This is a genomic window from Flavobacterium sp. (assembly GCF_046296355.1).
Lineage (GTDB): Bacteria > Bacteroidota > Bacteroidia > Flavobacteriales > Flavobacteriaceae > Flavobacterium.
Genome location: NZ_JBKBLM010000001.1, coordinates 199789 through 225984, shown reverse-complemented (window position 1 = coordinate 225984; position 26196 = coordinate 199789). Strand labels below are relative to the sequence as shown.

The following is a 26196-nucleotide window of genomic DNA, read 5'->3' as shown; positions in this document are numbered from 1 at the left end:
TCACTAATTACTAGTCACTAATTACTATTTTGTTTTCTTCACATACTGCGTCAAAATCACTATATGTTGTCCTTCGACTCTTCCTTCTATTTGTTCGGCGTTGTCCCAAACTACTTTAATATTGTGAACGGCTGCGCCGCGTTTTGCAGTGAAATTCGCGCCTTTCACATCCAAATCTTTAATCAACACCACAGAATCGCCATCAAATAATAGATTGCCATTAGAATCTTTGTGAACGATTTTGCCTTCTTCGTCTTCACCTTCTCCCGTGGCTTTCGCCCATTCTAATGCCTCTTCATCCAAGTACATCATGTCGAGTAAATCGTGGTTTTTTAATCTTGCTAACATGCGCCAAGAAACAATCTGCACCGGAAGATTTTCATTCCACATACTATCGCTTAAACCACGCCAATCATTGGCATTAGTCGTGTCCGGATTTTCAATTTGGTCTTTTAAAGTTTTGTTGATTAAAATACAATTTTCAGGAATGTCTTCGGTTTTTGGTTCAACTAAATACACCACTAAATTTTCTTCGCTTCCACTGATTTCACATTTAGAATCGCTTCTGTCTTTTAATCTTTTCTCGGTAACAATACTCATTAGGTTTGGCTTAAATTATTATTATAGGTTGAACGAAGCACCAATAGTAAACACGAATTGGTTGTTGTAGTTCTCAAATCCGTTTACTTCGGTATCATATCTGGCTAATGGCACATTGGCTTCGGCAAACATTCCGAATCCATTGGTAAAAAAGTACCTTGCACCAAGATGCCCGCCAAAATTTCTCAACCCTAAATTCAATCCCGGATAAACATCCATCTTTGGATCTAGTTTTAAAACGTTGCCTATATTGGCATTGAAACGCACTTTCAAATCAGCTCTGTCTTCAAAACGAGGCTTAAATCCGGCTATTTCATTGGCGTTTAGCATATAACCTGCCACAATTCCAAAAGACATGTTTTCTCCCATTCCAAAATCTGCTGAAACCCCAATTCCGGTTCCGCCATCTTGAATGGTCATGCCTACTTGGCCTTTAATATCTCCTTTACCTTTAAACGCTTGTGCATTGGCTAAACTTACCATCACAATGGCTATTACTGTGATTATTTTTCTCATAATAAATTAAATTAAAGTACAAATATACGCTATTAGAAAATTCTTATTTGTAGAATTAATTTGAAATCAATTCCTGCCTTTTTCGTTAAAATACAATTCGTTCAAAGGTTCACTTTGCCAAAATTCTTTAGTGTTGACATCCATAATCGTCAATGGTCCTTTAAAAGCGGCGCCGGTATCCACATTCCAAACACAAGCTTTCCGCACCGGAATGGTTTCTCCGATTCGCGTGACCGGTGTGTGACCAATGTATACCTCGTCATACAATGTCAGCCTTCTTGGATACAACCAACTGTCTTTAGCAATAGTGGGATCTAATGCTAATGCCGATTCCCATAGCGTTCTGTCCCAATAAAACAATTTGGGGAAATGCTCATAATTAACGCCATTCATATTGGTAAATCCGGCGTGAATAAACAACCGGTTATCCTCATTAAGAAAATAATTATCCAATCCTATCAGAAAATCAATATGCAGTTTCTTTGTGGCTTCAGAGATTTTTTCATAAGCCAGAACCGTAGCTTCACCGCCGTGTTTGTACCACATTTTTTCGTCGAAATTCTTTGTATTGCCTTCTAACCAATCTAACAATAACTCATCATGATTGCCCCGCAGAAAAATGCAATGCTGTTTTTTACCCAAATCGATTAAATGATTAATGACTTGTGGCGATTCGCTCCAACCATCAACATAATCACCAAGGAAAATAAGTGTGTCATTCGTGGTTACCTTAGCCCTTTCCATGACTTGGTGAAGTGCTCTTAATCCGCCATGAATATCGCCGATTACTAATATTCTATCCATTAATTTCGTTGTATTTCATTTTTCTTAAAATGCGCATCGCCTCTTTAAAACTCAAATAAACATTGGCTTTCTTTTGGGCTTTCAAGAATGGCTTGGCTTCAATTAATTTTTGCTTTGCTTCTTCAAAACCGTTCAAATAACAAATCATCAAAGTGGAAGACAAATTCTCTAAGTCTTTTTCTTCGCGTTCGGAAATCGTGATTCCTTTTTGCAATTTATTAATTAAAGCAAAATTAGAATTATAAATGTGATGCAGCATTTTTTTATTGTAAGCCGGTGGTTCAAACAGCATTTTGGTTTCCATTTTGTAATAGCCATTGTCAAAAAAATGTATCGTCAATTGTTCCAATGGATAAAAACTGGTTTTGTCATTCAACCCAAGCGGAACATGTTCTACAATCGTAAAACTATGGTCGTCATACTGAATAGAAACCACATCGAGTGCCGAATAAAAAAGCTTTACTTGTTCGTTAATCAATTCAATATCGACACGGGATAGATAAGTCATGTCGCGAATTTTTTTGGGAATTCCGGCCCAACAAATCACAAACAACTCTTTGAAAACCTTGTATTTCGAAGGCATATCACCGTGTCGTACATTCATGAAATCCATCACTCCATCAAGCGTGTAAGCGATGCTGTTTCGCGAATTGTTTTCAATGCTAATCACCGTTTCGATATTCTGTTTCGAATACGGAATTTTATCTTCTGTTGGCATCGAATTACTGCCCACTCTAACAAAAACGGTATTCGCTAAAATCGTGTGAATGTTTTTCTTGAAAAAAGACGTTTTGTGTTTCGGTTTAATCGTTACCAAACCTACAACTCTGTCTTTCGGCAAATTGGGAAACGGCACATTTTCGTATTGTATCTTGGGCGGATTTTCCAAGTAAGCGTTGACTAAATTTTGTATTCGACTGTCGTCAAAAAAATCGTCGCCCATGATTTCGTTGTCCTGATCTTCGACACCAACCACGATATAAGAATTGTTCGAAGGGTTTGAGTTAGACAACGCGCAAATGTGCTTTAAAAACTTGGCTTTTCCTTCTTTGGTGTGCAAATTCAACTGACGTTTCTTGTCATAAAAACTGCACTCATCGTTGTGAGCTAATAGGTTTTTTATAAGAAGACGTTTATTTATCATAGTTTAAGTACGATTTACAAAGTACGATTTACAAAGTACAAAGTAGAATCACTTCAAACTTTGTACTTCAAACTTCGTATTTTTAAGGCACTTCATTCCCCATACTTTCCGTCCAAATGGCGAACCAATCTTCTTGCTCCAATTGCAATTCTGTCGCTTTCATTAAGGCTTGAATTCGGGCGACATTTACCGTTCCGGCTACCGGAAGCACTCTGGCCGGATGTTTTAAAATCCAAGCCAACAAAATCGTATCCGAACCAAAATGGTATTTTTTCACCAATTCTGCCAATAACTTTTTCAATCGACGCGTTTGCTCAATGTCTTCTCTAAATACGGTTCCCAACGGATTCCAACTCATCGGACGAATGTTGTGCATTTGCATATAATCAAAACTGCCGTCTAACATCGCTTCGTGATGTGTTGCTGAAAATTGGATTTGGTTATAACTGATTTCGGTTTTTTGACGAATCAATTCGGTTTGCCACGCGGTAAAATTGGACAAACCAAAATCAATAATCTTACCTTCTTTTTTGAGTTTTTCAACCGCTTCTGCAATTTCATCAGCCTCCATTAACGGACTTGGGCGATGCAAAAGGAACACATCCAAATAATCGGTTTGAAGATTTTTTAGGGATTGCTCTGCCGACCAAATAATATAGTCTTTGGAATAATTATAATGTTTGATTTTATTGTCTCTTCCATGGGTAAGTTGTATTCCGCATTTTGAAATCAATTGGATATCTTTTCGGTCAATTTTACTTTGGGCGAAAGCCTTTCCGAAATCGGCTTCGGTAGTGTAACCTCCATAAATATCGGCATGGTCAAAAGTGGTGATTTGGTTTTCAATACAAAGCTGTATGAGATGCGCCATTTCGGAAGTATTAAGCTTTTTATCCCAAATGCCCCAATTCATGGTTCCGGCAATTATGGGTGATAGTTTTGTTTGCATTTTTATGTTTTTTAAGTAATGTGTTGTAATTGTTTTTGTTTTTTGCGCTTTGGAAAAATTTCTTATTTTGCCGACGGAAAATCGGAAAACAGTTTAGGTCTTAAAATTATAAAAAGAAAATCATAAATCGTCCTTAAAATTGGGATGTTTTGCAAAGTTTTAACGCATTATTAACATCGCGTAACCTAATAAATTTTCACTTTTGAAATGTTAAAATTATAATGTACATACAGTAGAACAAATAGAACACTATGGAAGAAAATGGTACTGCTTTAGATATCAGAGCAATTAATGCAAAAATAGAACATGAAAGTGCTTTTATCGACTTGTTGACTATGGAAATGAACAAAGTCATCGTAGGTCAAAAGCACATGGTAGAACGATTGTTAATTGGGCTTTTAGGACAAGGGCATATTCTTTTGGAAGGTGTTCCCGGTTTGGCAAAAACCTTAGCCATCAATACTTTGTCCCAAGCTATTGACGGAAGTTTCAGCCGTATTCAGTTCACACCCGATTTATTACCTGCAGACGTTATCGGAACGATGATTTACAATATTAAAGCCAATGAGTTTTCGATTAAAAAAGGACCTATTTTCGCCAATTTCGTTTTAGCGGATGAGATCAACCGTGCACCGGCCAAAGTGCAATCGGCTTTGTTAGAAGCGATGCAGGAAAAACAAGTAACCATTGGTGATACGACTTTCAAATTAGACAAGCCGTTTTTAGTATTGGCTACGCAAAATCCAATTGAGCAAGAAGGAACTTATCCTTTACCGGAAGCGCAAGTTGACCGTTTTATGCTAAAAACTGTGATTGATTATCCAAAAATGGAAGAAGAAAGAATGGTTGTCCGTCAGAACTTAAAAGGCGCTTATGAAAAAGTAAACGCAGTGGTTTCGGTTGACCAAATTCTTCGCGCTCAAGAAGCCGTTCGTGAAGTTTATATGGACGAGAAGATTGAAAAATACATCTTAGACATCATTTTTGCTACTCGAACTCCTGAAAAATACAAATTAGAAAGTTTAAAACCATTAATCAGTTTCGGAGCTTCTCCTCGTGGAAGCATCAACTTGGCAACGGCTGCCAAATGTTACGCTTTTATCAAACGCCGTGGTTACGTAATTCCGGAAGACGTTCGCGCCGTAGTCCACGATGTATTGCGTCACAGAATCGGAGTAACTTACGAAGCCGAAGCTGAAAACATCACTTCCGTTGACATCATCAACAAAATCGTAAACGAAATTGAAGTTCCTTAATAGTCATAAAGTCAAAAGCCCAAAGTCGTAAAGTACCGACATTAAGACATTTTACATTAAGACATGCGACTAAATTATGGAAACCAAAGACCTTCTCAAAAAAGTTCGTAAAATCGAAATCAAAACCCGAAGATTGAGTGATCATATCTTTTCGGGAGAATACCACACGTCATTCAAAGGCCGCGGTATGACCTTTTCGGAAGTGCGTCAGTACCAGTTTGGCGATGATATTCGTGCCATCGATTGGAATGTGACCGCGCGTTACAACGAACCGTATGTAAAGGTTTTTGAAGAAGAACGCGAATTGACTATGATGCTGATGGTAGACATTTCGGGTTCGGAAAGTTTTGGAACCAAAAACCAACTGAAAAGTGAAATAGTAACCGAAATTGCCGCAACCATGGCGTTTTCGGCGACACAAAACAACGATAAAATAGGTTTGATTTTATTCTCAGACCAAATCGAATTGTACATTCCGCCAAAAAAAGGAAAGTCGCATGTACTAAGAATCATTCGTGAACTAATCGAATTCCAACCAAAAAGTAAACGAACCGATTTATCACAAGCTTTGAAGTTTTTATCAAGCACACAGAAGAAAAAAGCAATTGTGTTTGTCATTTCGGATTTTATGGTCGAAGATGATTACGAAAAAACACTTAAAATTGCCGGAAAGAAACACGATATCACGGGTGTCAGAGTGTACGACATTCGCGAAGAAAAAATGCCGAATATCGGTATGGTAGAAATGGAAGATGCAGAAACCGGAGAAGTTTTAGTAGTCAATACCGGTTCAAAAAAAACACGTCTGAGCTATGAAAAACAATACCAAGACAAAGTAAATTATTTCAAAGATATTTTCTCCAAATGTGGTTCAGGAACCGTGAATACGAGAGTGGATGAAAGTTATGTTACCAAATTATTGGGTTATTTTAAATCGAGGTAAGAAAAAAATGAAAAGGAAATTTGCACTGTTTTTAAGCTTATTATCGATGGCGCTTTGGTCACAACCCAAAGTGACGACTGCTGTTAATACCACTAAAAACAAAATCGGCGCCGAATTCAAACTCACTTTAAAAACCGATGTAGATACTTTATCCAAAGTAAAATTCCCGGAGAGTAAATTTTTCGGAGCTTTGGAGGTGATTCAATCCTATAAAATTGATACTGTTAGAAAAGGCGCACGCTATGAATTAATCAAAAAATATGGGTTAACCCAATTTGACAGCGGAAAGTACATCATTCCAAAAGTACCGGTTATCATCAATGGTAAAACCGTTTTCTCAGACAGTATTAAAGTCGAAGTGAATGATGTCAAAGTCGATACGCTAAAACAAAAAATGTACGACATCAAAGACATCGTTAAGGTAGAAAGTCCGATGGGCACTTGGTGGATTTATGTGTTGATTGCTTTAATCATTGCTCTTGCCGGATTTTTTATTTACAAATTCATTAAAAAAATTCAAACCAAAGATAAAGCCGAAGTTATTGTTTTCAAAACACCAATCGAAAAAGCAACGACTTTACTCCAACAATTGGAAAGCAAAGAGCTTTGGCAAAAAGGTGAAATCAAAAGTTATTATTCGGAACTGACTGATATTGCCCGTAATTACATTGAAGAAGAAATTCACATTCCTGCCATGGAAAGCACGACTTCGGAGCTCATTGAAGGATTGCGAAGAACGGCGAAACAACAAAAATTAAAGCTTTCAAACGAAACCGTTGAAAACCTGGAAAAAGTATTAAAACAAGCCGATTTAGTGAAATTTGCCAAAGTAAAACCGCTTGATTTTGAAATTGAAGAAGACAAAAAACGCATCTCCAATACCATAGTAACCATTCACAAATCGATTCCGGAAATTGTGGAAGAAGACGATGAATTGGCACTTTGGAATGAACAACAAAAAGAATTGGCGCGTTTGCAAAAGCTCAAAAAACAAAAACGCGTCAGAATCATTACAACTATCGGAATTGTATTGGGAATGATAGTGATTGCCCTTGGCAGCTTGATTTATTTCAAAGGATTTGATTATGTCAAAGACAATCTCATTGGTCACCCAACTAAAGATTTAGTGGAAGGCGAATGGGTTCTTAGTCAATATGGCAATCCCGGTGTAAAAATAGAAACGCCAAAAGTTTTGAAAAGAGTTGAGGTCGCAAAAGTGCTTCCAAAAGAAACTATGGCATTATTAAAAGAGATGCAAATCTTTATTTATGGCAGTATGATTGATAATTTCTACATTGGAGTATCAACAACGACCTTCAAACAGGAAACTAAAATCGATTTAGAACAAGCCGCCGAAGGAAGTCTAAAAGTATTTGAAAGCCAAGGTGCCAGAAATATTATTGTCAAAACCGAAGACTTCGATACCCAAAAAGGAATCAGCGGTAAAAAGGCATACGGAACATTGGTAATGATTGATAAAAACAATGGCAAATCGACCAAATTGTATTATGAAATTTTGGTTTTTGCTCAAAGCAACGGCTTACAACAAATTACCATTATGCATGAAGAAGGTGATAAATATGGCAAACAAATTACCGAAAGGGTTTTGAATTCGGTGGAATTAAAAATAGCAGAATGATGATGAAAGAAGTGAGTTTTTTAAATCCTGAATTTTTCTGGTTGTTTTTATTGCTTCCGGCTGCTGTTGCATGGCATTTCTGGAAAAGAAAACAATCGGCAACTTTGAAAATAAGTTCAGTCAGAGGTTTTAAAGCCGAAAAATCATTGTTGGCCAAACTAAAACCGTATTTGTTTGTATTGCGATTATTGGCATTGAGTGCTTTGATTGTTGCGATGGCACGACCACGAAAAGTAGATATCAGCAGCCAAACCAAATCGACCAAAGGTGTTGATATTGTAATGGCCATTGACGTTTCCGGGAGTATGTTGGCCAAAGATTTAAAGCCCAATCGCATGGAAGCTTTGAAAAAAGTAGCCGCCAACTTTGTAGATGGCAGACCCAATGACCGCATCGGAATAGTAGTTTATGCCGCCGAAGCTTACACCAAAACACCGGTCACCAGCGACAAAGGAATCGTTCAAGATGCTATCAGAGGCATCAGATACGACAACGTATTGCAAGACGGAACCGGAATAGGTATGGGATTGACCACCGCTGTGAATCGTTTGAAAGACAGTAAAGCCAAAAGCAAAGTGATTATTCTCTTGACGGATGGCGTTAACAATTCCGGATTTATTGAACCCGAAACCGCTTCCCAAATTGCCAAAGAATATGGAATCAAAGTATACACGGTCGGAATCGGAACGAATGGTGACGCGATGTCGCCTTATGCTTATGCCCCAAATGGCGGATTTTTATTCCGAATGATGCCGGTGGAAATTGATGTAAATCTGTTGCAAACCATCGCTAAAAACACTGGCGGAAAATATTTCAGAGCCAATAACAACAGTAAACTAGAATCCATTTATAACGAAATTAACAAACTGGAAACCACCGAAATTCAAGAGCTGAAATTTTACGATTACGATGAAAAGTTCAGACCTTTTGTTTGGATTGCCGGAATCTTGCTCTTGTTAGAATTCGGATTACGCAATACGGTTTATAGAAGTTTTATATAATTGTTTATGTACGAGTTAGAAGAAAAAAGCTATTTGTATTTCTTGATTGCCATTCCGGTATTGGCGATGCTGTTCTTGTATGTACAATACTGGAAACGAAAAAAGCAACGTGAGTTTGGCGATTTGGATTTGCTCAAAAAATTGAGTCCTGAGAAATCCATTTTTAAACCGGTTTTGAAATTTGTAGTATTTCTTTTGGCCTTAACTTGTTTAATCATTGGTTTGGTCAACCCAAAAATGGGTACCAAATTAGAAACCGTAAAACGAGAAGGCATCGACATTGTTTTTGCCATTGATGTTTCCAAAAGTATGTTAGCCGAAGACGTCGCACCAAGTCGGTTAGAAAAAAGCAAACAATTGGTTTCCCAAATCATCAACAATTTGGGCAATGACCGAATCGGAATTGTGGCATATTCCGGAAGTGCTTTCCCGGTTTTGCCGATTACAACCGATTATAGCGTGGCTAAAATGTTCTTGCAGGGCATGAATCCCGGAATTATTTCGGCCCAAGGAACTTCTATTGACCAAGCGATTAATTTGGCAACAACATTCATTGACAAGAAAGACAAAACCAACAAGCTTTTGATCATCATTAGCGACGGAGAAGATCATTCTCAAGACTCAACGGATGCTGCGGAAGAAGCTAAAAAATTAGGGTTAAAAATCATTACCATTGGTGTCGGAAGTGAAAAAGGCGGGCCCATTCCGTTGAAACGAAACGGTGTCGTGCAAAGTTTCCAAAGAGACCAAAATGATGAAGTAGTGATTACCAAAAGAAATCCTGAAGTGTTGAAAGAAATCGCTAAAGTAACCGGCGGCGGATATGTGGACGGAAATTCCACCAAAGCAGTTTTGGATTATGTAAAAAATGCCTTAGACAATATTCAAAGAACAGAGTTTGAAAGTACCCAAATGTCGGATTTCAAATCGCAGTTCCAATGGTTTTTAGGTTTTGGTTTTTTCCTTTTGTTTTTGGATGTTTTCTTATTAGAGAAAAAGACCAAATGGGTTGAGAAAATGAATCTATTTAATGAAAAAGAATAAATGAAAAAGATAGTTCTATACAGTTTTATCCTGATTTCCTTTTTGGCGAAAGCCCAAAACAAGGAAAAAGACAAAAACTTGCCCAAAGGTAATGAAGCTTTTCTCGAAAAAAAATACGCTGATGCCGAAGCGGAATACCGTATTTCAGAATCCAGAAGTCCTAAAAAAGCGATTGCACCTTATAACTTAGGCAATGCCGTTTACCGTCAAAACCAAAATAATGAAGCCAAGTATCATTATACCAAAGCCTTAAAAAATGCCAAAACACGAACAGAAAAACATTTGGCATTTCACAATATCGGCAACACTTTGATGAAAAACAAAGATTATTCCGGTGCGGTGCAAGCCTATGAAAATGCTTTGAGAAACAATCCGGCTGATGAGCAAACCCGTTACAATTATGCTTTGGCCAAAAAATTCCTAAAGGACAATCCGCCTAAAAAAGAAGACGACAAAAGCAAAGACAAGAAAAACCAGAAGGAAGACGAAAAGAAGAATAAGGACAACAAAGACGATAAAAATAAAGACAAAAACCAAGACCAAAAAGGTCAGAACGATAAAGATAAAAAAGACGGCAAAGACAAAAACCAAGGAAAACCACAACCACAACCGGGCGAAATGGGAAAACAACGATTACAAAATTTGTTGGATGCCGTGAACAACGAAGAGAAAAAAGTACAAGATAAAGTCAACAAACAAAAAGTCCACGCCAATCCTAAAAAAACAGAGAAAGACTGGTAATCAATTTGAAAATGATTTAATTTGAATATGAAAAGGATTCTAATAATATTGCTATTAATTACCAATGCGCTAATTGCTCAAGTCCAATTTGAAGCCAAAGTGAGTAAGAATACTTTGGGCATCAACGAAAGATTGCGCATAGAATTTACCATGAATGCTGATGGGGATAATTTTGTGCCGCCTGCTTTTGAATCTTCAGGATTCAGAGTCGTTGGCGGACCAAGTCAATCCGTAAGTCAGTCTTGGGTTAACGGAAAAAGTTCGTTCAACAAATCGTATATCTACATTTTATTGCCCACTCAAAAAGGCAATTTGACCATCAAACAAGCTTCTATTGAAATTAACGGGCAGATTTATAAAACTTCACCTGTAAAAATCAATGTAACCAATGCGGTACAGTTACCCAAAGATCCCAACGAAGCGCCGGCCATTACAGCCGATGAAAACATATACTTAGTCGCCGATATCTCTAAAGCCAATCCATACCTAAATGAACCGATCACTGTGGTTTACAAATTGTATTTCAGCTACAACATCGGGATTTCGAATTGGCGCGAATTAAACAAACCCAAATACAATGATTTTTGGTCACAAAATATCGACATCAAACAACTCAAAGCCGAAGACGGTATGTTCAAAGGCGAACGCTATCGCTATGTGGTTTTGAGAAAAACGGTGCTGTATCCTCAAAAATCAGGCAAATTGGAAATCGAACCGCTTTCCTTGGATATTGATTGCCAAGTGCCAACCAACAGAAGAAATTACTGGGGACAACCTTTGATGGTAGAAGACAGCAAACGCGTTTCGGCCGGAAGCAAAATTATTAATGTAAAACCGTTACCTGAATCCGGAAAACCTGAAGATTTTTCGGGTGCTGTGGGTCAGTTTGATTTCAAAGTAAAACCCTCCAAAACAACGCTTAAAAACGGAGAATCACTTGAATTAACGGTAAGCGTAGTTGGAAAAGGAAACTTAAAACTATTCTCGTTACCAAAACCCGTTTTGCCTTCAGCCTTAGAAATGTATGATCCGGTACACGATGAAAATGTATCTACACCACTAACCGGAATGACAGGAAGAATAACCGACAAATACACTATTATTCCGCAATTCAAAGGCAATTACCAAATCAAGCCGATTAAGTTTACTTATTTTGATTTGGCCTCAGGAAGATACAAAACCCTTTCGTCCCAACCTATAACCATTAATGTGATGGATGGACCAAGTGTGGCTTCGGGTGAAAAAACCAATGCCAATGAAGTCGCCAAAAATAAAGTAGAAGTCGCCAAAGCATTTGCCTTCAACAAGCAAAAAACGACTTTGAAATCAATGGAAAAAGAAGATTTCTTGGGTTCAGGATTGTTCTATTCTTTGGTGTTTTTACCTTTTTTAGCCATCCCATTATTGATTGTCGGCAAACGAAGAAAAGAAGCATCAGACAATGATGTAGTTGGCAACAAAATCAAGAAATCGAATGCATTGGCGAAGAAATATTTGGGCGATGCCAAAAAACATTTAGGCAATAAAGAACCGTTTTACATCGCTTTGGAAAAAGCCCTGCATAATTTCCTGAAAGCCAAATTGAACATAGAAACTTCGGATATGAGCAAAGAGAAAATCTCTGATATTTTACAATCAAGAAGTGCACAACCGGAAACCATTACCGACTTTATAGCCTTAACCGAAAACTGTGAATTTGCCAGATATGCGCCGTCTTCGGAAACTGCGATTCAATTGGATTATGACAAAGCTGTGAGTATTATTTCATCCTTAGAAAAGCAAATAAAATAATATGAAAAAATTACTCTTTATATTGCTATTCGTAACCCAAATCATTTGGGCACAATCGCCTTTTGAGCATGGCAATCAATACTACCAAAAAGAAAATTACCAAGCCGCAATTACCAGTTTTGAAAGCATTCTCAATTCGGGAAAAGAGTCGGCGGAAGTGTATTTTAATTTGGGCAATGCATACTACAAATTGCACCAAGTGGCACCGGCGATTTACAATTACGAAAAAGCGTTGTTACTAAGTCCGAATGACGAAGAAATCAAAACCAACTTAGACTTCGCACGAAAAATGACCATCGATGACATCAAAGTCATTCCGAAAGTTGGGTTCCAAAAACTACTTTCCGATTTTACTTCAAAATACTATTACGATACTTGGGCTTGGATTGCCGTGGCTTTCGCGTTCTTATTTTTAGCTTTTTTTGCCGGATATTATTTTTCGCAAAAAACCGTTTTGAAACGCATTTTCTTTTTTGGAATGTTTGTTTGGTTACTCGGAATTGGCCTGGCTGCCGCTTCCGGATTTTATGAAAGAAGCCGAATGGAGCATGAAAAACCCGCCATCATTTTTGCCGAATCTACGGCTTTAAAAAACGAACCAAAAGTGAGTAGTCCGGATGCGACCGTATTACACGAAGGAACGAAAGTCTATATCTTAGAAAGCATAGCCAACTGGAAAAAAGTGGAACTCACCGACGAAACTTCGGGTTGGATTGAGGATAGTGCGGTTAAGGAAATTAAATAGTGGTCAGTGGTCAGTAATTAGTGGTCAGTATGATTATCTTTGCCAACTTAATTATGATTTAAGTATTTATATCTGATATTTAAAATCTAAAATCTAATATTTCCGTGTCAAGAGACGAACAATTAAAAAACCGCTGGGACAAAGTCGTTTCCATTCTTTCCAATCAGTTTGCGGAAGGAGATATACTCGACTTAGATGCCATCATATACTTAATCGGAGTACAAGAACTCGGGAAAGTACACCAAACCTTCAAAAAAGACGAAAAACTCAACCTCATGCATATCGCCATTTGTCGTTTGCTGGAGCCTTATGGTTACTACGAATTTGACTATATCGACAAAGAAGGTTGGCCGCATTACAATGTCAAAGAAGAATTGCCTCCATTAAAAGCCGGAGAACAATCGGTTTTGATGAAAGAAGCGATTGTCAATTATTTTTTAGAACGAGAAGTAATAGAATAGCATTTGGTCTAGGTTTTTCATTAAAAACTTCCAACTTCCAACTCCTAACTTCCAACTTTTCCCTAAATTTGCACCTTCAAAGAACGACCGATGATAGACAAGATTAAAGAACATATAGAAGAAGCTAAAGCCTTCAATACCAAAAACAAGGAAGCTTTAGAAAATTTCCGCATCAAATATTTAGGCAGTAAAGGGCTTTTGAAAGAGCTTTTTACCGAGTTCAAAAATATCCCGAACGACCAGAAAAAAGACTTCGGACAAGTCATCAATACCCTGAAAACCGTTGCGGAAGAAAAAGTAAAAACCATTCAGGAAGAATTGGAAAGCAAAGAAGAAGTCAAAGGTTTCTATGGCGATTTAACGCGTCCGGCGGAACCGGCGATTATTGGTTCGCGTCATCCTATTTCCTTGGTAAAAAACCAAATCATCGATATTTTCTCTACCATAGGATTCAATGTTTCTGAAGGTCCGGAAATCGAAGACGATTGGCACAATTTTACCGCATTAAACCTTCCGGAATATCATCCGGCACGCGATATGCAAGACACATTTTTCATCCAAACCAATCCTGATGTATTGTTGAGAACGCATACCTCATCGGTTCAGGTGCGATACATGGAAAACAACAAACCGCCAATTCGTACCATTTCACCGGGAAGAGTTTTCCGTAATGAAGCGGTTTCATCGCGTTCGCACTGTATTTTCCACCAAGTCGAAGGTTTGTATATTGACAAAGATGTTTCGTTTGCCGACTTAAAGCAAACGCTTTTATATTTCACCAAAGAAATGTTTGGCAAGTCCAAAATCCGTTTAAGACCAAGTTATTTCCCGTTCACCGAGCCAAGCGCTGAGGTAGATATTTATTGGGGATTAAAAACAGAAACCGATTACCGCATCACCAAAGGAACCGGTTGGTTAGAAATCATGGGTTGCGGAATGGTAGATCCAAACGTTTTGAAAAACTGCGGCATCAACCCTGAAGAATACAATGGTTTTGCTTTTGGAATGGGTATTGAGCGCATCGCCATGTTGTTATACCAAATCGGCGACATTAGAATGTTTTATGAAAACGATGTTCGTTTCTTGGAGCAGTTTAAGTCGAGTATATAAAAAGAAAATAGATAATAGACGGATAGATGAGAGACTCTAGCCATCTATTATCTCTTAGTCTATCATCTCTTATCTAAAATGAAATCCGACATCACTATCCCAACAGTAGAAAACGTATTCCTAGCTGCCGTTCAGGAATGGAGCGATGATTTTATGGATAAGGTTTGGCACGTTTATTTGGTTAACGATTCTGACTACGATTTAGACAGCGTAATGGTCGTTTCCAAAGCTTTTGGCACCATTGATGGCGAAATGAAAAAAACGGCGCTCTTACGCCATGCTTTTATGCAAGTGCCTACGGTTTCTGTGGCCAAAATAGAAATGATTGAAAACAACGTGTTGCGTTTGAATAACGAGTTTATGGTGACTTACTTTATCGGAAGTACATTATATGACAAGAAATTCATCTTCAAGGCGCAATCTATCACACCGGATTACGTAGAAGAAGTGCCGATTTTGTTTGTAGATGGCGTTATTGCGAGGTAATTATTGGTTGCCCTTTTGCTTTACTTTTTGTCTCCAATTGACATAACCCAGAACAAAAATCCCCACCAAAATAAACACCAAAGCTCTGAAGTAAAAAACTGGAGAAGAAAGTTGGACCGCTAAAGGTTTCTCTTGAAGTTCAAACATAACATTAAAAACAGACATAAAAATTCCCCAAAAAGCACCTGTTTTGATTTGGTATTTCCATCTTTCGTTCATCTTAGTCTAATTTATCGGTTAGTTTTTTGAAAACCGCTTTGGCGTCTTTGCCATCGTATAAAATTTCATACACCGCATCAATGATAGGCGTTTTGGCTTTGTATTCTTGGTTTAGTTTGTAAGCACTTTTTACAGCATAATAGCCTTCGGCCACCATACTCATTTCCATTTGAGCCGCTTGAACGGTATAGCCTTTACCAATCATGTTTCCAAACATTCGGTTTCTGGAAAACACTGAATAACCAGTAACCAACAAATCGCCTAAATAAGCCGAGTTATTAATGTTGCGTTTCATCTTATGTACTTTGCGGATAAATTTTTTCATTTCGCGAATCGCATTACTCATAATCACCGATTGGAAGTTATCACCATAACCTAAACCATGGGCTATTCCGGCAGCGATGGCGTAAATGTTTTTTAACATCGCGGCGTATTCCGTACCGATAATATCATCTGATATTTTGGTTTTGATAAAATGGCAACTCAAATTATTGGCCACCACTTTGGCCTTTTTAGCATCCGCACAAGCGATAGTTAAATAAGAAAGTCTCTCTAAAGCTACTTCTTCTGCGTGACACGGACCTGTAATTACCCCAATGTTCTCGTAAGGAATATCAAAATGTTTATGGAAATGTTCCCCAACAATGAGGAAAGTTTCCGGTATGATTCCTTTAATGGCAGAAAAAATCACTTTGCCTTTCAAATCAACCGTTAGTTTCTCGAGTTCTTTACTCAAGAATGCCGACGGAATGGCAAAGATTAAATAATCAGCATAAGCTATGGCTTCGTTTATATCGTTGGTTAGTCTTAATTTTTTGATGTCAAACTCTACTGAGCTTAAGTAATTAGGATTGTGTCTTTCTGTTTTTAAATGGTCAATAGCCGATTGGCTTCTCATGTACCATGCAATTTCGTCAAGGTTTACACAAAGCATTTTGGCTATGGCTGTTGCCCAACTTCCACCACCAATGACCGCAAATTTTGGAGATTCATTCATGAATAGTAACTTTTATGATGCCCAAAAATACTCAATTTTAAATGATAAAAGCGGAACTATTTGTATTAGAAAAACAAACAAATAATTGACCCTATTTGCGATTTCCTTTTTTGCTTATAATATTATTCTTATCAAATAAATTATTTTGTGTTATTCATCGTTTTTATTGCGCACTTTAAAGACATTGTTCTAAATTAGTCTTCCCAAATCTTTTATACATATGAAAACAAAATTACTTTACCTTTTTGTTGGTGCCGTAGCACTGACTTTTGTAGCCTGTGAAAACGAAAATACCACAGAAGACCACCAATCAAAAAATGCAAACAGCAATCCTACAACAGTTAACACGATCGATTTAACTCCTTGTACTGTGGCCAATCTTATGGCGGGTCAAAATTATGACTCAGGTGACTTAAGCGTTTACTTTGATTTAAACAATGTATATGTTGAATACACCACTACCGGTAATTGGTTTATTAGAAAATCCCATTTGTATGTGGGCAGTTACCAATTAATTCCGAGAAACAATAGTGGCAATCCAATCCCGGGACAATTTCCAATAAACAACAATCATGCTAACGGAACACAAACTATAACTTATACCATTCCTAAAACAAGTTTACCGGAATGTTTTGCAGTAGTTGCCCATGCTGAAGTATATCGTGTGCAAAACGGCTTGGTGGTTCAAACTGAAACGGCTTGGGCATCAGGACAACGATTTACCCCAAGAAATTGGGCCACTTACTTCACTGTTTGTCAATCCGATTGCTTTGACATAGAAGATTATTACTTTGGCAACTAGCAGTAAAAACAAAAAAGCGAAGATAAGAACCGTCTGTTAGACGGTTTTTTTTGTGCCTTATTCTATTAAAGTTGGGTTTTTTTTGAAAAAACGATACGAAAATGAAATACATCGAAAGAAAAATCATCTTTTTGGGGCAACATTCTAGTAAATTTTGATTAAATCAGAGCCTATAATCTTGTTAAAAAGCAAGTCTGAAAAACAAGTTATTGTATTTTTTTTCTTATTTTTTATGTTAATTTGTGCATTTCATCGATTATTTTGTGCATTTTGAAGATAGCTTTCTACTTTAGCAGTCCCAAATCTACAAATTATGAAAACAAAAATTTTTTCCCTATTTCTTGGTGTAATCACCATTACTTTGACTTCATGTGAAACTGAAAACAGTTCAGAACAAAGTACAACTTCCAGACAAAATGTTCCGGTTGCAAACAGTGTTAATGTCAGCGAATTATCTCCGTGTACTTACACAGAGCTTATAGCAGACCAACGTTATGATGCCGGAGATATTAAAATCTATTTTGATCCCACAAATGTTTATGTGGAATACCAAGCCAGTACCAGTTGGCTTATCAGAGAAACCCATTTATTTGTGGGTAAACAAAGCATGATTCCTATTACTCGTAACGGGTCGCCTAATACAGCTTTGTTCCCGGTGAGTGAAACATTTCAAGGAGGTACTGAAGCCGCAATTTACTCTTTTCCAAGAGCCGGTTTGCCAAAATGTTTTACTATATCAGCCTATGCGGTTGTAAATCGTATGCAAAATGGTGTAGTTGTACAAACAGAATCTGCTTGGGCAGAAGGTGTTCGATTCAATCAAGCCGGTTGGGGAATGTTCTTCGACCTATGTCAATCAGACTGTAATAACTAATGAGTATTAAAAGATAATTATAAACCTCTAACTTTTTTAAAAGCCTTCCACTTCGGAAGGCTTTTTTATTAGTAACTCATTTCAACTATAGCTTTTACTTTTTCGAGGGTTATATTTTGCTTTTCTCCCAAGGCTTTCCAACCTCTTTCTTCAAAACGATTGACAATAAAATCGGCCGTATTTTCATAATCCGCTGTGTTTTCCGAAAGCTTGGTTTTCATACCCATAGTATGGAAAAAATCAACGGTTCTTTCGATGGCTTTTTCAGCCTTATCTTCCACTGAATTGCCTGTGATATTCCAAACTCTTTCTCCATATTGCGCCAATTTTTCTTTTTTGGTTTCAAATAAAACCCGGTATAAATTGGGCCCGATAATCGCCAAAGTTCTGGCATGATCAATTTCATATAAAGCGGTTAATTCGTGACCAATCATGTGCGTCGCCCAATCCGTTGGAACCCCTTTTTGAATCAAACCATTTAATGCCATCGTGGCACACCACATATAATTGGAAGCCAATTTATAATCAGAAGGATTATCAACAACACTTGGTCCGATTTCAATTAAAGTTTGCAAAATGCTTTCTGCTATTCGGTCTTGTAATAAGGCATCGTGCGGATAAGTTAAGTATTGTTCCATCACGTGGGTAAATGCATCAACTACACCATTTTGAATTTGTCTTTTCGGTAAAGAAGCAATCACTATTGGGTCGCAAATAGAAAACTTGGGAAACAAAGCACTACCGCCTATGGTTAATTTTTCTTGAGTAGCTTCAATCGTCACCACAGCACCCGAATTCATTTCACTTCCCGTAGCAGGTAAAGTCAGCACTGTTCCGAAAGGAATGACTTTAGTCACATCAGTAAACAGCACTTTATTCTTTAAAATCTCTATAGGATTGCCATTATAATTAACCGCGCCCGAGATGAATTTTACACCATCAATTACGCTTCCGCCACCAACGGCTAAAATAAAAGTGATTTTTTCTGCTCGAATAATTTCCACCGCTTTCATTAACGTTTCAAATCTTGGATTGGGTTCTATTCCGCCAAATTCTATAAATTCAAAACCGGTTAAGGCTGCTTTGACTTGGTCGTAAACACCATTTTTAAAGATGCTTCCACCACCGTAAGCCAGTAAAATTTTGGCTTCTTTTGGGACTAAAGTGGTTAATTTTTGAGTTTGGCCTTTCCCAAAAACGTATTGAGTTGGATTGTATAATTCGAAGTTTAACATTGTAATTTGTTTTAGAAGCACAAAGTTACAAAAGGGTCAAACGAACAAGTGGTAAAAGTATGTTAAGTTTACTTTCGGTAAAAATTGTTGTGATCCACATATTCCCATACATTGTGTGGCAATAATGGGCGAATATTTTTTTTGTTTTTGATGCTGTCTCGAATAAATGTAGAGGAAATCTCTACAATCGGTGCATCAATGATATGCACTCTTGGGTTATTTTTAAACTCCAAATTTTCTGGTTCTTCCGAAATTCTAGGGTAAATATAGATGTCGTGATGTTGTAAAATATACTCGTAGTTTTTCCACTTGTGGAATGATTTTAAATTGTCTTCGCCCATGATTAAAGAAAACTCATGCTGCGGATATTTCTCCATCAAATGCGCTAAAGTATTCACGGTATAATTCGGTTGCGGCAATTTAAATTCAATATCAGAAGGCTTGATTTTTGGATACTCTTCTGTAGCCAATCTGACCAAATGCAATCGCTGATAATCATCCAGCAAAGTATTTTTCTGTTTTAGCGGATTGTGTGGCGTTACAACCATCCAGATTTGTTCTAGATCCGAATGTTCAGCCAAATGATTCGCAATAATCAAATGCCCAACATGAATAGGGTTAAAGGTGCCGAAATACAATCCGATTTTCATTTTTAAAGGCATTTTATTCCGCTGCGCTCCATACAATTCGGCTACGCCTCGGGTGGCACTAGGCATTAGGCATTAGCTATTCACATTTGCCTTTTGGCTAATGGCTTATTTAACAAATTCTTTCACCAACTCATACGCTTCTGCTTTCGCCACATCCAAATCATAATTTTTGATGATAGTATCAAATTGTGGTGCGGTAGCCAATTCTACGTGGGCTTTAGCAATGCGCATATTGATTTTTTCATCAGTTTCTGTGGAACGTTCTTTTAAACGGCGTTTTAATTCATCCACACTTGGCGGTTTTACGAAAACGGCTAAAGTTTCTTCGGGAAATTTATGTTTGATACGCAATCCGCCGGCCACATCGATGTCGAAAATCACGTTCTTGCCTTTGGCCCAAATGCGTTCTACTTCGCTTTTCAATGTTCCGTAAAAATTATCGCGGTAGACTTCTTCCCATTCGATAAAATCTTCGGCTTTGATGTGCTTTTTGAACTCTTCAATGGTGATGAAATAGTAATCTTTACCATTTACTTCTTCACCTCGCGGTTCACGAGTCGCTGCCGAAATAGAGAACTCCAAATTCAACTCCGGTTGTGCTAATAAATGTCTGACTATGGTAGTTTTTCCGGAACCTGATGGCGCTGAGAATACTAATAATTTTCTTTTGTTCATTTCTTTCTAGTGATTAGTGAATAGTGATTAGTAATTAGCTATTCACTAATCACTAATTACCAATTACTTATAAAACATTAAGCACTTGTTCCTTAATCTTCTCCAATTCATCTTTCATCATCACGACCAATTTCTGCATTTCGGAATGATTAGATTTAGAACCCATAGTGTTGATTTCTCTTCCCATTTCTTGAGTGATAAAGCCTAGTTTTCTTCCGTTGGCTTCGGTTCCGGCTAAGGTTTCAATGAAATAGTTTAAGTGGTTTTCCAAACGCACTTTCTCTTCGGTGATGTCGTATTTTTCGAGGTAAAAAATCAATTCTTGCTCGAAACGATTTTCATCTACGTTTTCTTTTAATTCATCTAAAGCGGTTCTCAATCTCGTCTTAACCGTTTCAACGCGTTCGGCATCATACGCCACCGCATTGTTCATTAAAGTCATAATATTGGCAATGCGATGCAAAAATTCTTTTTCCAAAGAAACGCCTTCGTCCTTGCGAAACTGAGCAATATTTTCCAAAGCTTCGTCAATCACGATTTGAATTTTCTTCCATTCGTTTTCATCAATTTCATCGCGTTCTGTTTTTAACGCATCCGGCATTCTGACTGCCATTTTCATCAATTCGGTTTCATCCGCATTGGGAATCACGGCTTTCATTTGAGCGATATAACCTTTGACAATCGGCACATTGATTTTAGACGAAGTTTCTTCGCCGGTTACCTCAACATACAACGAAAAATCAATTTTTCCGCGTTCTAATCTTAGCGAAAGTTGGTTGCGCAAACCCAATTCCATTTCTCTGAAAACAGAAGGCATACGCGTGTTTAAATCCAAACCTTTGCTGTTAAGCGATTTGATTTCTACGGTAATTTTTTTGGTTGGTAATTGCAAAGTCGCTTTTCCAAAACCGGTCATTGATTGTATCATTCGTGTGTATTTCTAATATTTACAAATATATTCAAAATTGAGGAGTTGGGATTTAGGATTTAGGATTTCTTCTTGGTAACGAGAAAAACCCCAACAAATATTAAAACCGCCGAGAGCATTTTAACCCAAGTCAGTTGATCTTTGCCTAAACTCATGGCGAAGATTGTGGCGAAAAGTGGTTGCAGGTAAATAAAAACGGCTACAGTTGTCGGTTTCAATTCGCGCATAGAAACCAAGTTGAATAGATAAGTGAAGAATGTAGTAAACACAACCACAAAACCAATTTCCCATAGAATAATCGTCGGAATTGTTTGCCATTGAATTTCCTGATATTCGCTCCAACCAAACGGAATTACCATCAATAAACCAAAAGTATAAATCCATTTGACGAAAGTGAATGCGTTGTATTTGTCCATTAATTTCTTAACCACAATCAGGTAAAACCCATAGGAAACTGCGTTGATGAAAACCAGAAAATTACCCAACATCGCATTGGTGGCATTACCCATTGATTTGCCGTAAAGAATTAAAAATCCGGTACCGAAAAGTCCGAGCAGGATTCCGAAAATCTTTCGGGTTTCCATGCGCTCTTTCATAATGATGGCGGATAAAATCAGTACAATAATCGGCGTCGTTACCATAATCACGGCAGATGAAATGGGAGAAGTATAACTCAATCCTTTAAAGAATGTCAGCATATTCAAAGCTACACCAAAGAAAGCGGCGGCAATAATTCGTGGAAAGTCGTTGCGTTGGATTTTTTCTTTTGGCCCAAAAAAGGAAACCAGCCAAAACAAAATCGTGGCGCCTAAAACCCTAAGCAAAATAAAGCCAAATGGTTTGATGTAAGTCGGCATCACGTCTTTGGCAATCGTAAACGAAACACCATAAATCAATGATACCATTGTCGCTGCCAATAATGCCCATGTTCTTTTTGACATTAGCTCAAGACTTTTATAACTTCAATGATGTTTTTTTGGCCGTTGCCAATGTAAATTTTGTCATCAATGATAAAAACCGGACGGCTTAAAAAAGTATAATGTTCTAATAAATACTTCTTGTAATCGGCCTCAGTTAAGGCTTTGTTTTTCAAATCCATCGACTTGTACAACTGTGCTTTTTTACTGAACAACGCTTCATAACTGCCCGAAAGTTGGTACATTTCTTCCAATTCTTGTTCGGTGATTGGATTTTGACGGATGTCGTGAAACTTCAATCTGTCGGCATTGGGAAGTGATTTTATGATTTTGCGGCAAGTATCGCACGAAGCCAAATAGTATATTGTATCAGTCATAAAAATTCTTTTTGCAAAGGAAATTCATTTCCACTTATAATCTGTAATTTTATCAAAAATTTAAAAGAATCATGGACGCTACCTTCAAAATATGGGAAACCAATAGAAAACACTTTCTGAAACTCATTGAAAACTATTCTTTGGAACAATTGAACAAAATTCCGGAAGGTTTTAGCAACAATTTGGTTTGGAATTTGGGTCATATTATTGTGGCACAACAAGGTTTGGTTTATCGCCTTTCGGGATTGCCTATCAATGTTACTGATGAAATGAACGAAAAATACAGAAATGGTTCCAAACCTACAGGAACAACCACACAAGCTGAATTAGACGAGTTGAAAGTACTCCTTTTTTCGCTTCTGGGACAAACCAAAGAAGATTATGCGGTAGGAAAATTTATTACTTACAATGAATACACAACCGGAACCGGATTTCATTTGGCCAATATAAAAGACGCGATGGAATTCAATAATTATCACGAAGCGTTACACATGGGTTTCATGATGAATATTCGAAAGTTTATTTAGGAGCTAATCCGGCTATCCGCTTTATCTTTTTTAGTTTGGTCAAACTAAAAAAGGATGCCGCTTCTATCCGGGCTATAAAACAAAAAAGTACCTTTGTCAAAATTTAGATTAAATATGAAATTCAACACCAAAGTTATACATGGTAACCAACACCATGAAGAAGTAACCGGAGCGGTTATGCCACCGGTATTTCAAACCTCAACGTATGCACAAACATCACCCGGAAAACCCGTTGGTGATTACGAATATTCTCGTGCTGCCAATCCAACCCGACAAGCTTTAGAAGATGCTTTGGCGAGTATTGAAAACGGTGCTCGTGGTTTGGCTTTTGCCTCAGGATTAGCCGCAACCGATTGTTTGTTGCGTATGTTCAAAGCCGGTGACGAAATCATCGCGATGGACGATTTATATGGCGGAACTTACCGTTTGTTTACCCGTTTGTACAAAGATAGCGGCATCAAATTCCACTTTGTGGATATGAATGATTTCAATACATTCCAATCGTTGATTAATGAAAACACGAAGTTGGTTTGGGTAGAAACGCCTACGAATCCGTTGATGAAATTGGCAGACATTGCCGAGATTGCTAAAATCACTAAAAAGCACAACATCCTATTTGCGGTTGACAATACTTTTGCGACACCTTATTTGCAAAAACCTTTGGATTTAGGCGCTGATATTGTGATGCATTCAGCCACGAAATATTTGGGCGGACACTCTGATGTAATTGCCGGCGCTTTAATTATCAAAGACAAAGATTTAGGTGATGAATTGCATTTCAAACAATTTGCCACCGGCGGAACCTTAGGTCCAATGGACAGTTTCTTGGTTTTACGCGGTATCAAAACTTTGCATTTGCGTGTACAAAGACATTGTGAAAACGGAGAAAAAGTAGCGAACTTTTTAGCCAATCATCCCGAAGTAGCAACAGTGTATTATCCGGGATTGCCTGACCATCCGTTTCATGACATTGCTAAAAAGCAAATGAGTGGTTTTGGCGGTATGGTTTCTTTCACCTTCAAATCAGGGAAAAAAGAAGATGCGATTTCATTTTTGGAAAAACTAAAAGTATTCACTTTGGCCGAATCACTTGGCGGAGTGGAATCTTTGGCGAATCATCCGGCTTTAATGACTCATGCTTCGATTCCGGAAGACAAAAGAAAAGAAATTGGTATCACTGACGACTTGGTTCGACTAAGCGTTGGCGTGGAAGATATAACCGATTTGATTGCCGACATTGAACAAGCATTTAGATAAACCTCTTTATCAACTGTAGAAAACCGGAAGTTTTTCTTCCGGTTTTTTTATAAACACATCTTAAGTAAGATATAAAATATATAAGAAAAATTATGCTTTTATATTTTATTTATGTATTTCATCGATTATTTTTGTTATTTTAGCGATTATTTGATTTTAATTCAATAGATTTATCTTGTATAATTTAATATCTGACCCCATGAAAACACTTAACCTAAAAAATACTTTTAAAGTATTCCTTTTCTTGTCTTTGCTGTGTAGTGTAGAGGCTTTCTCATTCACAAAACTACCAACTGACGCAAGTTCGAGTGGCCGTGAATCAAGATTTGGTTGCGCAAGTAAAGCGTCAAAAAAATCTACTGTGGCTCATTCAACGGCCTCTAGAGGTATTGCGATGCAAGCTAAGAGTAAAAAATGCTTTAAGAAGTAATCACACCCAACAGTAATAATAAGTTTTGCTATTGGTAAATAGTAAATATCATCTTAAGATTATTGTAAAAAAAAGAGCCGATTCAACTCAATGAATCGGCTCTTTTTTTTTATATCAGCTTTTATCAGAATCCATAGTTTACGCCAATTCCAATCACCTGACGTGTTTGAAAACCTCTATAGGCGTTATCGTCATAAATGGTTTGGAAAGCAAAATTGGTTGTTAAGTATTTATTGACTTTCATCACGATATTTAATGTATAATCTATATCTACATTATAAACTTCTTCCAGATAATTAGTATAGGAGTTAAAAATGTTTTCGGCACTAACATTTTCCATAATGTTAAACTTGTAATATGCATTTATAGCAGCTCCAAATTCATATCGTGAAGATTCTCCCTGGCGAACACCAAAAGCCGGTCCGAGATCAGTGAAATGTTTGTGCACCATGATTACTTTGGAGGTTGCCGGTGCAACGTTGATTTTAAGATTGTCATTCTTTTTCCACATCATACCGGGACCAAACTGAGTGAAAGTTGGGGATAAGAAATGGGATATTTTAATAGTGTTATCGGCAGGATCAAAACCGGAATCAAATTGGGTTTTAAAATTAAAAAAGAAAGAGTAATACCATTCGCCCGATGCTTTTTTTCCCAAAAGCGAATTGAATTCGAATCGGTCGTCTGTTTTTCTTAGTTCTTGTCCATTGATTTTGGTCAAACCATAATTGGCGTTGAGTTTGTTGTCCCAAGTCCACGTATCGCTCTTGTAATTTAGGTCATATTTTATTCCTGCATTTCCGGAAATACTGCTTTGACCACCGGCCAACCAATTGTTAAAACTCGCCTGATTTAACAAAACAGTAGCCACTCCTTTTTTTTCCCAACCATTTGGTTTCTCTTCTTGAATTTTGGCTATGGTTTCTTCGGTTTTTTTCAACAATTCTTTTTCGCTAAGCTGTGAAAAGCCTTTGTTTATGGATAAAAGAAATAGTGTTGCTAATAAAACTCTTTTCATTTTTGGGTGTTTTTTAAATTTCGACGCAAAGGTAAGAATACATTCGATTTAAACAAATCC

30 protein-coding genes are annotated in these 26196 nt (G+C 37.4%); 16 read left to right on the top strand and 14 right to left on the bottom strand.

What is annotated here, in order from left to right:
• Nucleotides 1-24: 24 nt before the first annotated feature.
• The 5 genes from ACK4HO_RS01110 to ACK4HO_RS01090 form a co-directional block, all read right to left on the bottom strand.
• Nucleotides 25-600, bottom strand: a complete 576-nt coding sequence (locus tag ACK4HO_RS01110) for a PhnA domain-containing protein (RefSeq protein WP_409661347.1) — start codon at nucleotides 598-600, stop codon at nucleotides 25-27.
• A 21-nt stretch (nucleotides 601-621) separates the two neighbouring features.
• Nucleotides 622-1116 carry a DUF6646 family protein gene (locus tag ACK4HO_RS01105; RefSeq protein WP_409661344.1) on the bottom strand — a complete coding sequence of 165 codons (495 nt, stop codon included), beginning with the start codon at nucleotides 1114-1116 and terminating at the stop codon, nucleotides 622-624.
• Between the two features lie 66 nt (nucleotides 1117-1182).
• Entirely contained in the window at nucleotides 1183-1920 is a 738-nt protein-coding gene (locus ACK4HO_RS01100) for a metallophosphoesterase (RefSeq protein ID WP_409661341.1), read from the bottom strand.
• Nucleotides 1913-3064, bottom strand: coding sequence for an ATP-binding protein (locus tag ACK4HO_RS01095; protein WP_409661338.1), 1152 nt, complete (start codon nucleotides 3062-3064; stop codon nucleotides 1913-1915). Before ACK4HO_RS01095 ends, ACK4HO_RS01100 begins: the two co-directional genes overlap by 8 nt.
• Before the next feature lie 82 nt (nucleotides 3065-3146).
• Complete coding sequence (locus ACK4HO_RS01090) at nucleotides 3147-4013, bottom strand: aldo/keto reductase family oxidoreductase (protein ID WP_409661335.1); 867 nt, start codon at nucleotides 4011-4013, stop codon at nucleotides 3147-3149.
• A gap of 251 nt (nucleotides 4014-4264) precedes the next feature.
• Between ACK4HO_RS01090 and ACK4HO_RS01085 the strand changes: the two genes are divergently transcribed.
• The 11 genes from ACK4HO_RS01085 to ACK4HO_RS01035 all read left to right on the top strand — a co-directional run bounded on the left by ACK4HO_RS01085 (nucleotide 4265) and on the right by ACK4HO_RS01035 (nucleotide 15230).
• Nucleotides 4265-5269 carry an AAA family ATPase gene (locus ACK4HO_RS01085; protein WP_409661332.1) on the top strand — a complete coding sequence of 335 codons (1005 nt, stop codon included), beginning with the start codon at nucleotides 4265-4267 and terminating at the stop codon, nucleotides 5267-5269.
• Nucleotides 5270-5345: 76 nt separating this feature from the next.
• A complete protein-coding gene (locus ACK4HO_RS01080; protein WP_409661329.1) occupies nucleotides 5346-6212 on the top strand; it encodes a DUF58 domain-containing protein in 867 nt (288 codons plus the stop codon).
• Nucleotides 6213-6219: 7 nt separating this feature from the next.
• The gene (locus ACK4HO_RS01075; RefSeq protein ID WP_409661327.1) at nucleotides 6220-7851 is read left to right on the top strand and encodes a hypothetical protein; all 1632 of its coding nucleotides are present in this window, start codon (nucleotides 6220-6222) and stop codon (nucleotides 7849-7851) included.
• A gap of 2 nt (nucleotides 7852-7853) precedes the next feature.
• The gene (locus tag ACK4HO_RS01070; protein ID WP_409661836.1) at nucleotides 7854-8852 is read left to right on the top strand and encodes a vWA domain-containing protein; all 999 of its coding nucleotides are present in this window, start codon (nucleotides 7854-7856) and stop codon (nucleotides 8850-8852) included.
• Between the two features lie 6 nt (nucleotides 8853-8858).
• Nucleotides 8859-9896: a vWA domain-containing protein gene (locus ACK4HO_RS01065; RefSeq protein WP_409661324.1), complete on the top strand. Its 1038-nt coding sequence runs from the start codon at nucleotides 8859-8861 to the stop codon at nucleotides 9894-9896.
• A complete protein-coding gene (locus ACK4HO_RS01060; RefSeq protein ID WP_409661321.1) occupies nucleotides 9897-10637 on the top strand; it encodes a tetratricopeptide repeat protein in 741 nt (246 codons plus the stop codon).
• Nucleotides 10638-10664: 27 nt separating this feature from the next.
• Complete coding sequence (locus ACK4HO_RS01055; protein ID WP_409661318.1) at nucleotides 10665-12428, top strand: BatD family protein; 1764 nt, start codon at nucleotides 10665-10667, stop codon at nucleotides 12426-12428.
• A gap of 1 nt (nucleotide 12429) precedes the next feature.
• Nucleotides 12430-13173 carry a tetratricopeptide repeat protein gene (locus tag ACK4HO_RS01050; RefSeq protein WP_409661315.1) on the top strand — a complete coding sequence of 248 codons (744 nt, stop codon included), beginning with the start codon at nucleotides 12430-12432 and terminating at the stop codon, nucleotides 13171-13173.
• 104 nt (nucleotides 13174-13277) lie between these two features.
• Nucleotides 13278-13634: a hypothetical protein gene (locus tag ACK4HO_RS01045; RefSeq protein ID WP_409661311.1), complete on the top strand. Its 357-nt coding sequence runs from the start codon at nucleotides 13278-13280 to the stop codon at nucleotides 13632-13634.
• A gap of 90 nt (nucleotides 13635-13724) precedes the next feature.
• The gene (locus ACK4HO_RS01040) at nucleotides 13725-14744 is read left to right on the top strand and encodes a phenylalanine--tRNA ligase subunit alpha (protein WP_409661309.1); all 1020 of its coding nucleotides are present in this window, start codon (nucleotides 13725-13727) and stop codon (nucleotides 14742-14744) included.
• 78 nt (nucleotides 14745-14822) lie between these two features.
• Complete coding sequence (locus ACK4HO_RS01035; protein ID WP_409661307.1) at nucleotides 14823-15230, top strand: hypothetical protein; 408 nt, start codon at nucleotides 14823-14825, stop codon at nucleotides 15228-15230.
• Here ACK4HO_RS01035 and ACK4HO_RS01030 read toward each other — a convergent pair whose 3' ends face one another.
• Both ACK4HO_RS01030 and ACK4HO_RS01025 read right to left on the bottom strand, forming a co-directional pair.
• The gene (locus tag ACK4HO_RS01030; RefSeq protein WP_409661304.1) at nucleotides 15231-15449 is read right to left on the bottom strand and encodes a hypothetical protein; all 219 of its coding nucleotides are present in this window, start codon (nucleotides 15447-15449) and stop codon (nucleotides 15231-15233) included.
• A 1-nt stretch (nucleotide 15450) separates the two neighbouring features.
• Entirely contained in the window at nucleotides 15451-16446 is a 996-nt protein-coding gene (locus ACK4HO_RS01025) for an NAD(P)H-dependent glycerol-3-phosphate dehydrogenase (protein ID WP_409661302.1), read from the bottom strand.
• Between the two features lie 220 nt (nucleotides 16447-16666).
• Between ACK4HO_RS01025 and ACK4HO_RS01020 the strand changes: the two genes are divergently transcribed.
• On the top strand, nucleotides 16667-17248 hold the full coding sequence (locus tag ACK4HO_RS01020; RefSeq protein WP_409661299.1) for a hypothetical protein: 582 nt from the start codon (nucleotides 16667-16669) through the stop codon (nucleotides 17246-17248).
• Between the two features lie 313 nt (nucleotides 17249-17561).
• Nucleotides 17562-18122, top strand: coding sequence for a hypothetical protein (locus tag ACK4HO_RS01015; RefSeq protein ID WP_409661296.1), 561 nt, complete (start codon nucleotides 17562-17564; stop codon nucleotides 18120-18122).
• A gap of 68 nt (nucleotides 18123-18190) precedes the next feature.
• Here the strand turns inward: ACK4HO_RS01015 and ACK4HO_RS01010 are convergent, their stop codons facing one another.
• The 6 genes from ACK4HO_RS01010 to ACK4HO_RS00985 all read right to left on the bottom strand — a co-directional run bounded on the left by ACK4HO_RS01010 (nucleotide 18191) and on the right by ACK4HO_RS00985 (nucleotide 22904).
• Nucleotides 18191-19357 (bottom strand): iron-containing alcohol dehydrogenase, encoded by a 1167-nt coding sequence (locus ACK4HO_RS01010; protein WP_409661293.1) that lies wholly within the window; start codon nucleotides 19355-19357, stop codon nucleotides 18191-18193.
• A gap of 68 nt (nucleotides 19358-19425) precedes the next feature.
• Nucleotides 19426-20007: a nicotinate (nicotinamide) nucleotide adenylyltransferase gene (nadD, locus tag ACK4HO_RS01005; RefSeq protein ID WP_409661834.1), complete on the bottom strand. Its 582-nt coding sequence runs from the start codon at nucleotides 20005-20007 to the stop codon at nucleotides 19426-19428.
• A 105-nt stretch (nucleotides 20008-20112) separates the two neighbouring features.
• A complete protein-coding gene (gene gmk / locus ACK4HO_RS01000; RefSeq protein ID WP_409661290.1) occupies nucleotides 20113-20682 on the bottom strand; it encodes a guanylate kinase in 570 nt (189 codons plus the stop codon).
• 67 nt (nucleotides 20683-20749) lie between these two features.
• A complete protein-coding gene (locus ACK4HO_RS00995) occupies nucleotides 20750-21610 on the bottom strand; it encodes a YicC/YloC family endoribonuclease (protein WP_409661287.1) in 861 nt (286 codons plus the stop codon).
• Between the two features lie 59 nt (nucleotides 21611-21669).
• Complete coding sequence (locus ACK4HO_RS00990; protein ID WP_409661284.1) at nucleotides 21670-22551, bottom strand: DMT family transporter; 882 nt, start codon at nucleotides 22549-22551, stop codon at nucleotides 21670-21672.
• On the bottom strand, nucleotides 22551-22904 hold the full coding sequence (locus ACK4HO_RS00985; protein ID WP_409661281.1) for an arsenate reductase family protein: 354 nt from the start codon (nucleotides 22902-22904) through the stop codon (nucleotides 22551-22553). The genes ACK4HO_RS00990 and ACK4HO_RS00985 overlap by 1 nt, the downstream gene beginning before the upstream one ends.
• A gap of 71 nt (nucleotides 22905-22975) precedes the next feature.
• Here ACK4HO_RS00985 and ACK4HO_RS00980 point away from each other — a divergent pair, with 71 nt between their 5' ends.
• The 3 genes from ACK4HO_RS00980 (at nucleotide 22976) to ACK4HO_RS00970 (ending at nucleotide 25118) form a co-directional block, all read left to right on the top strand.
• Complete coding sequence (locus tag ACK4HO_RS00980; RefSeq protein WP_409661278.1) at nucleotides 22976-23431, top strand: DinB family protein; 456 nt, start codon at nucleotides 22976-22978, stop codon at nucleotides 23429-23431.
• 114 nt (nucleotides 23432-23545) lie between these two features.
• Entirely contained in the window at nucleotides 23546-24688 is a 1143-nt protein-coding gene (locus tag ACK4HO_RS00975; protein ID WP_409661275.1) for a cystathionine gamma-synthase, read from the top strand.
• Between the two features lie 199 nt (nucleotides 24689-24887).
• Entirely contained in the window at nucleotides 24888-25118 is a 231-nt protein-coding gene (locus ACK4HO_RS00970) for a hypothetical protein (RefSeq protein WP_409661272.1), read from the top strand.
• A 124-nt stretch (nucleotides 25119-25242) separates the two neighbouring features.
• On the opposite strand, the gene ACK4HO_RS00965 is transcribed toward ACK4HO_RS00970, so the two are convergent.
• Entirely contained in the window at nucleotides 25243-26136 is an 894-nt protein-coding gene (locus ACK4HO_RS00965; protein WP_409661269.1) for a DUF3078 domain-containing protein, read from the bottom strand.
• Between the last annotated feature and the right edge of the window lie 60 nt (nucleotides 26137-26196).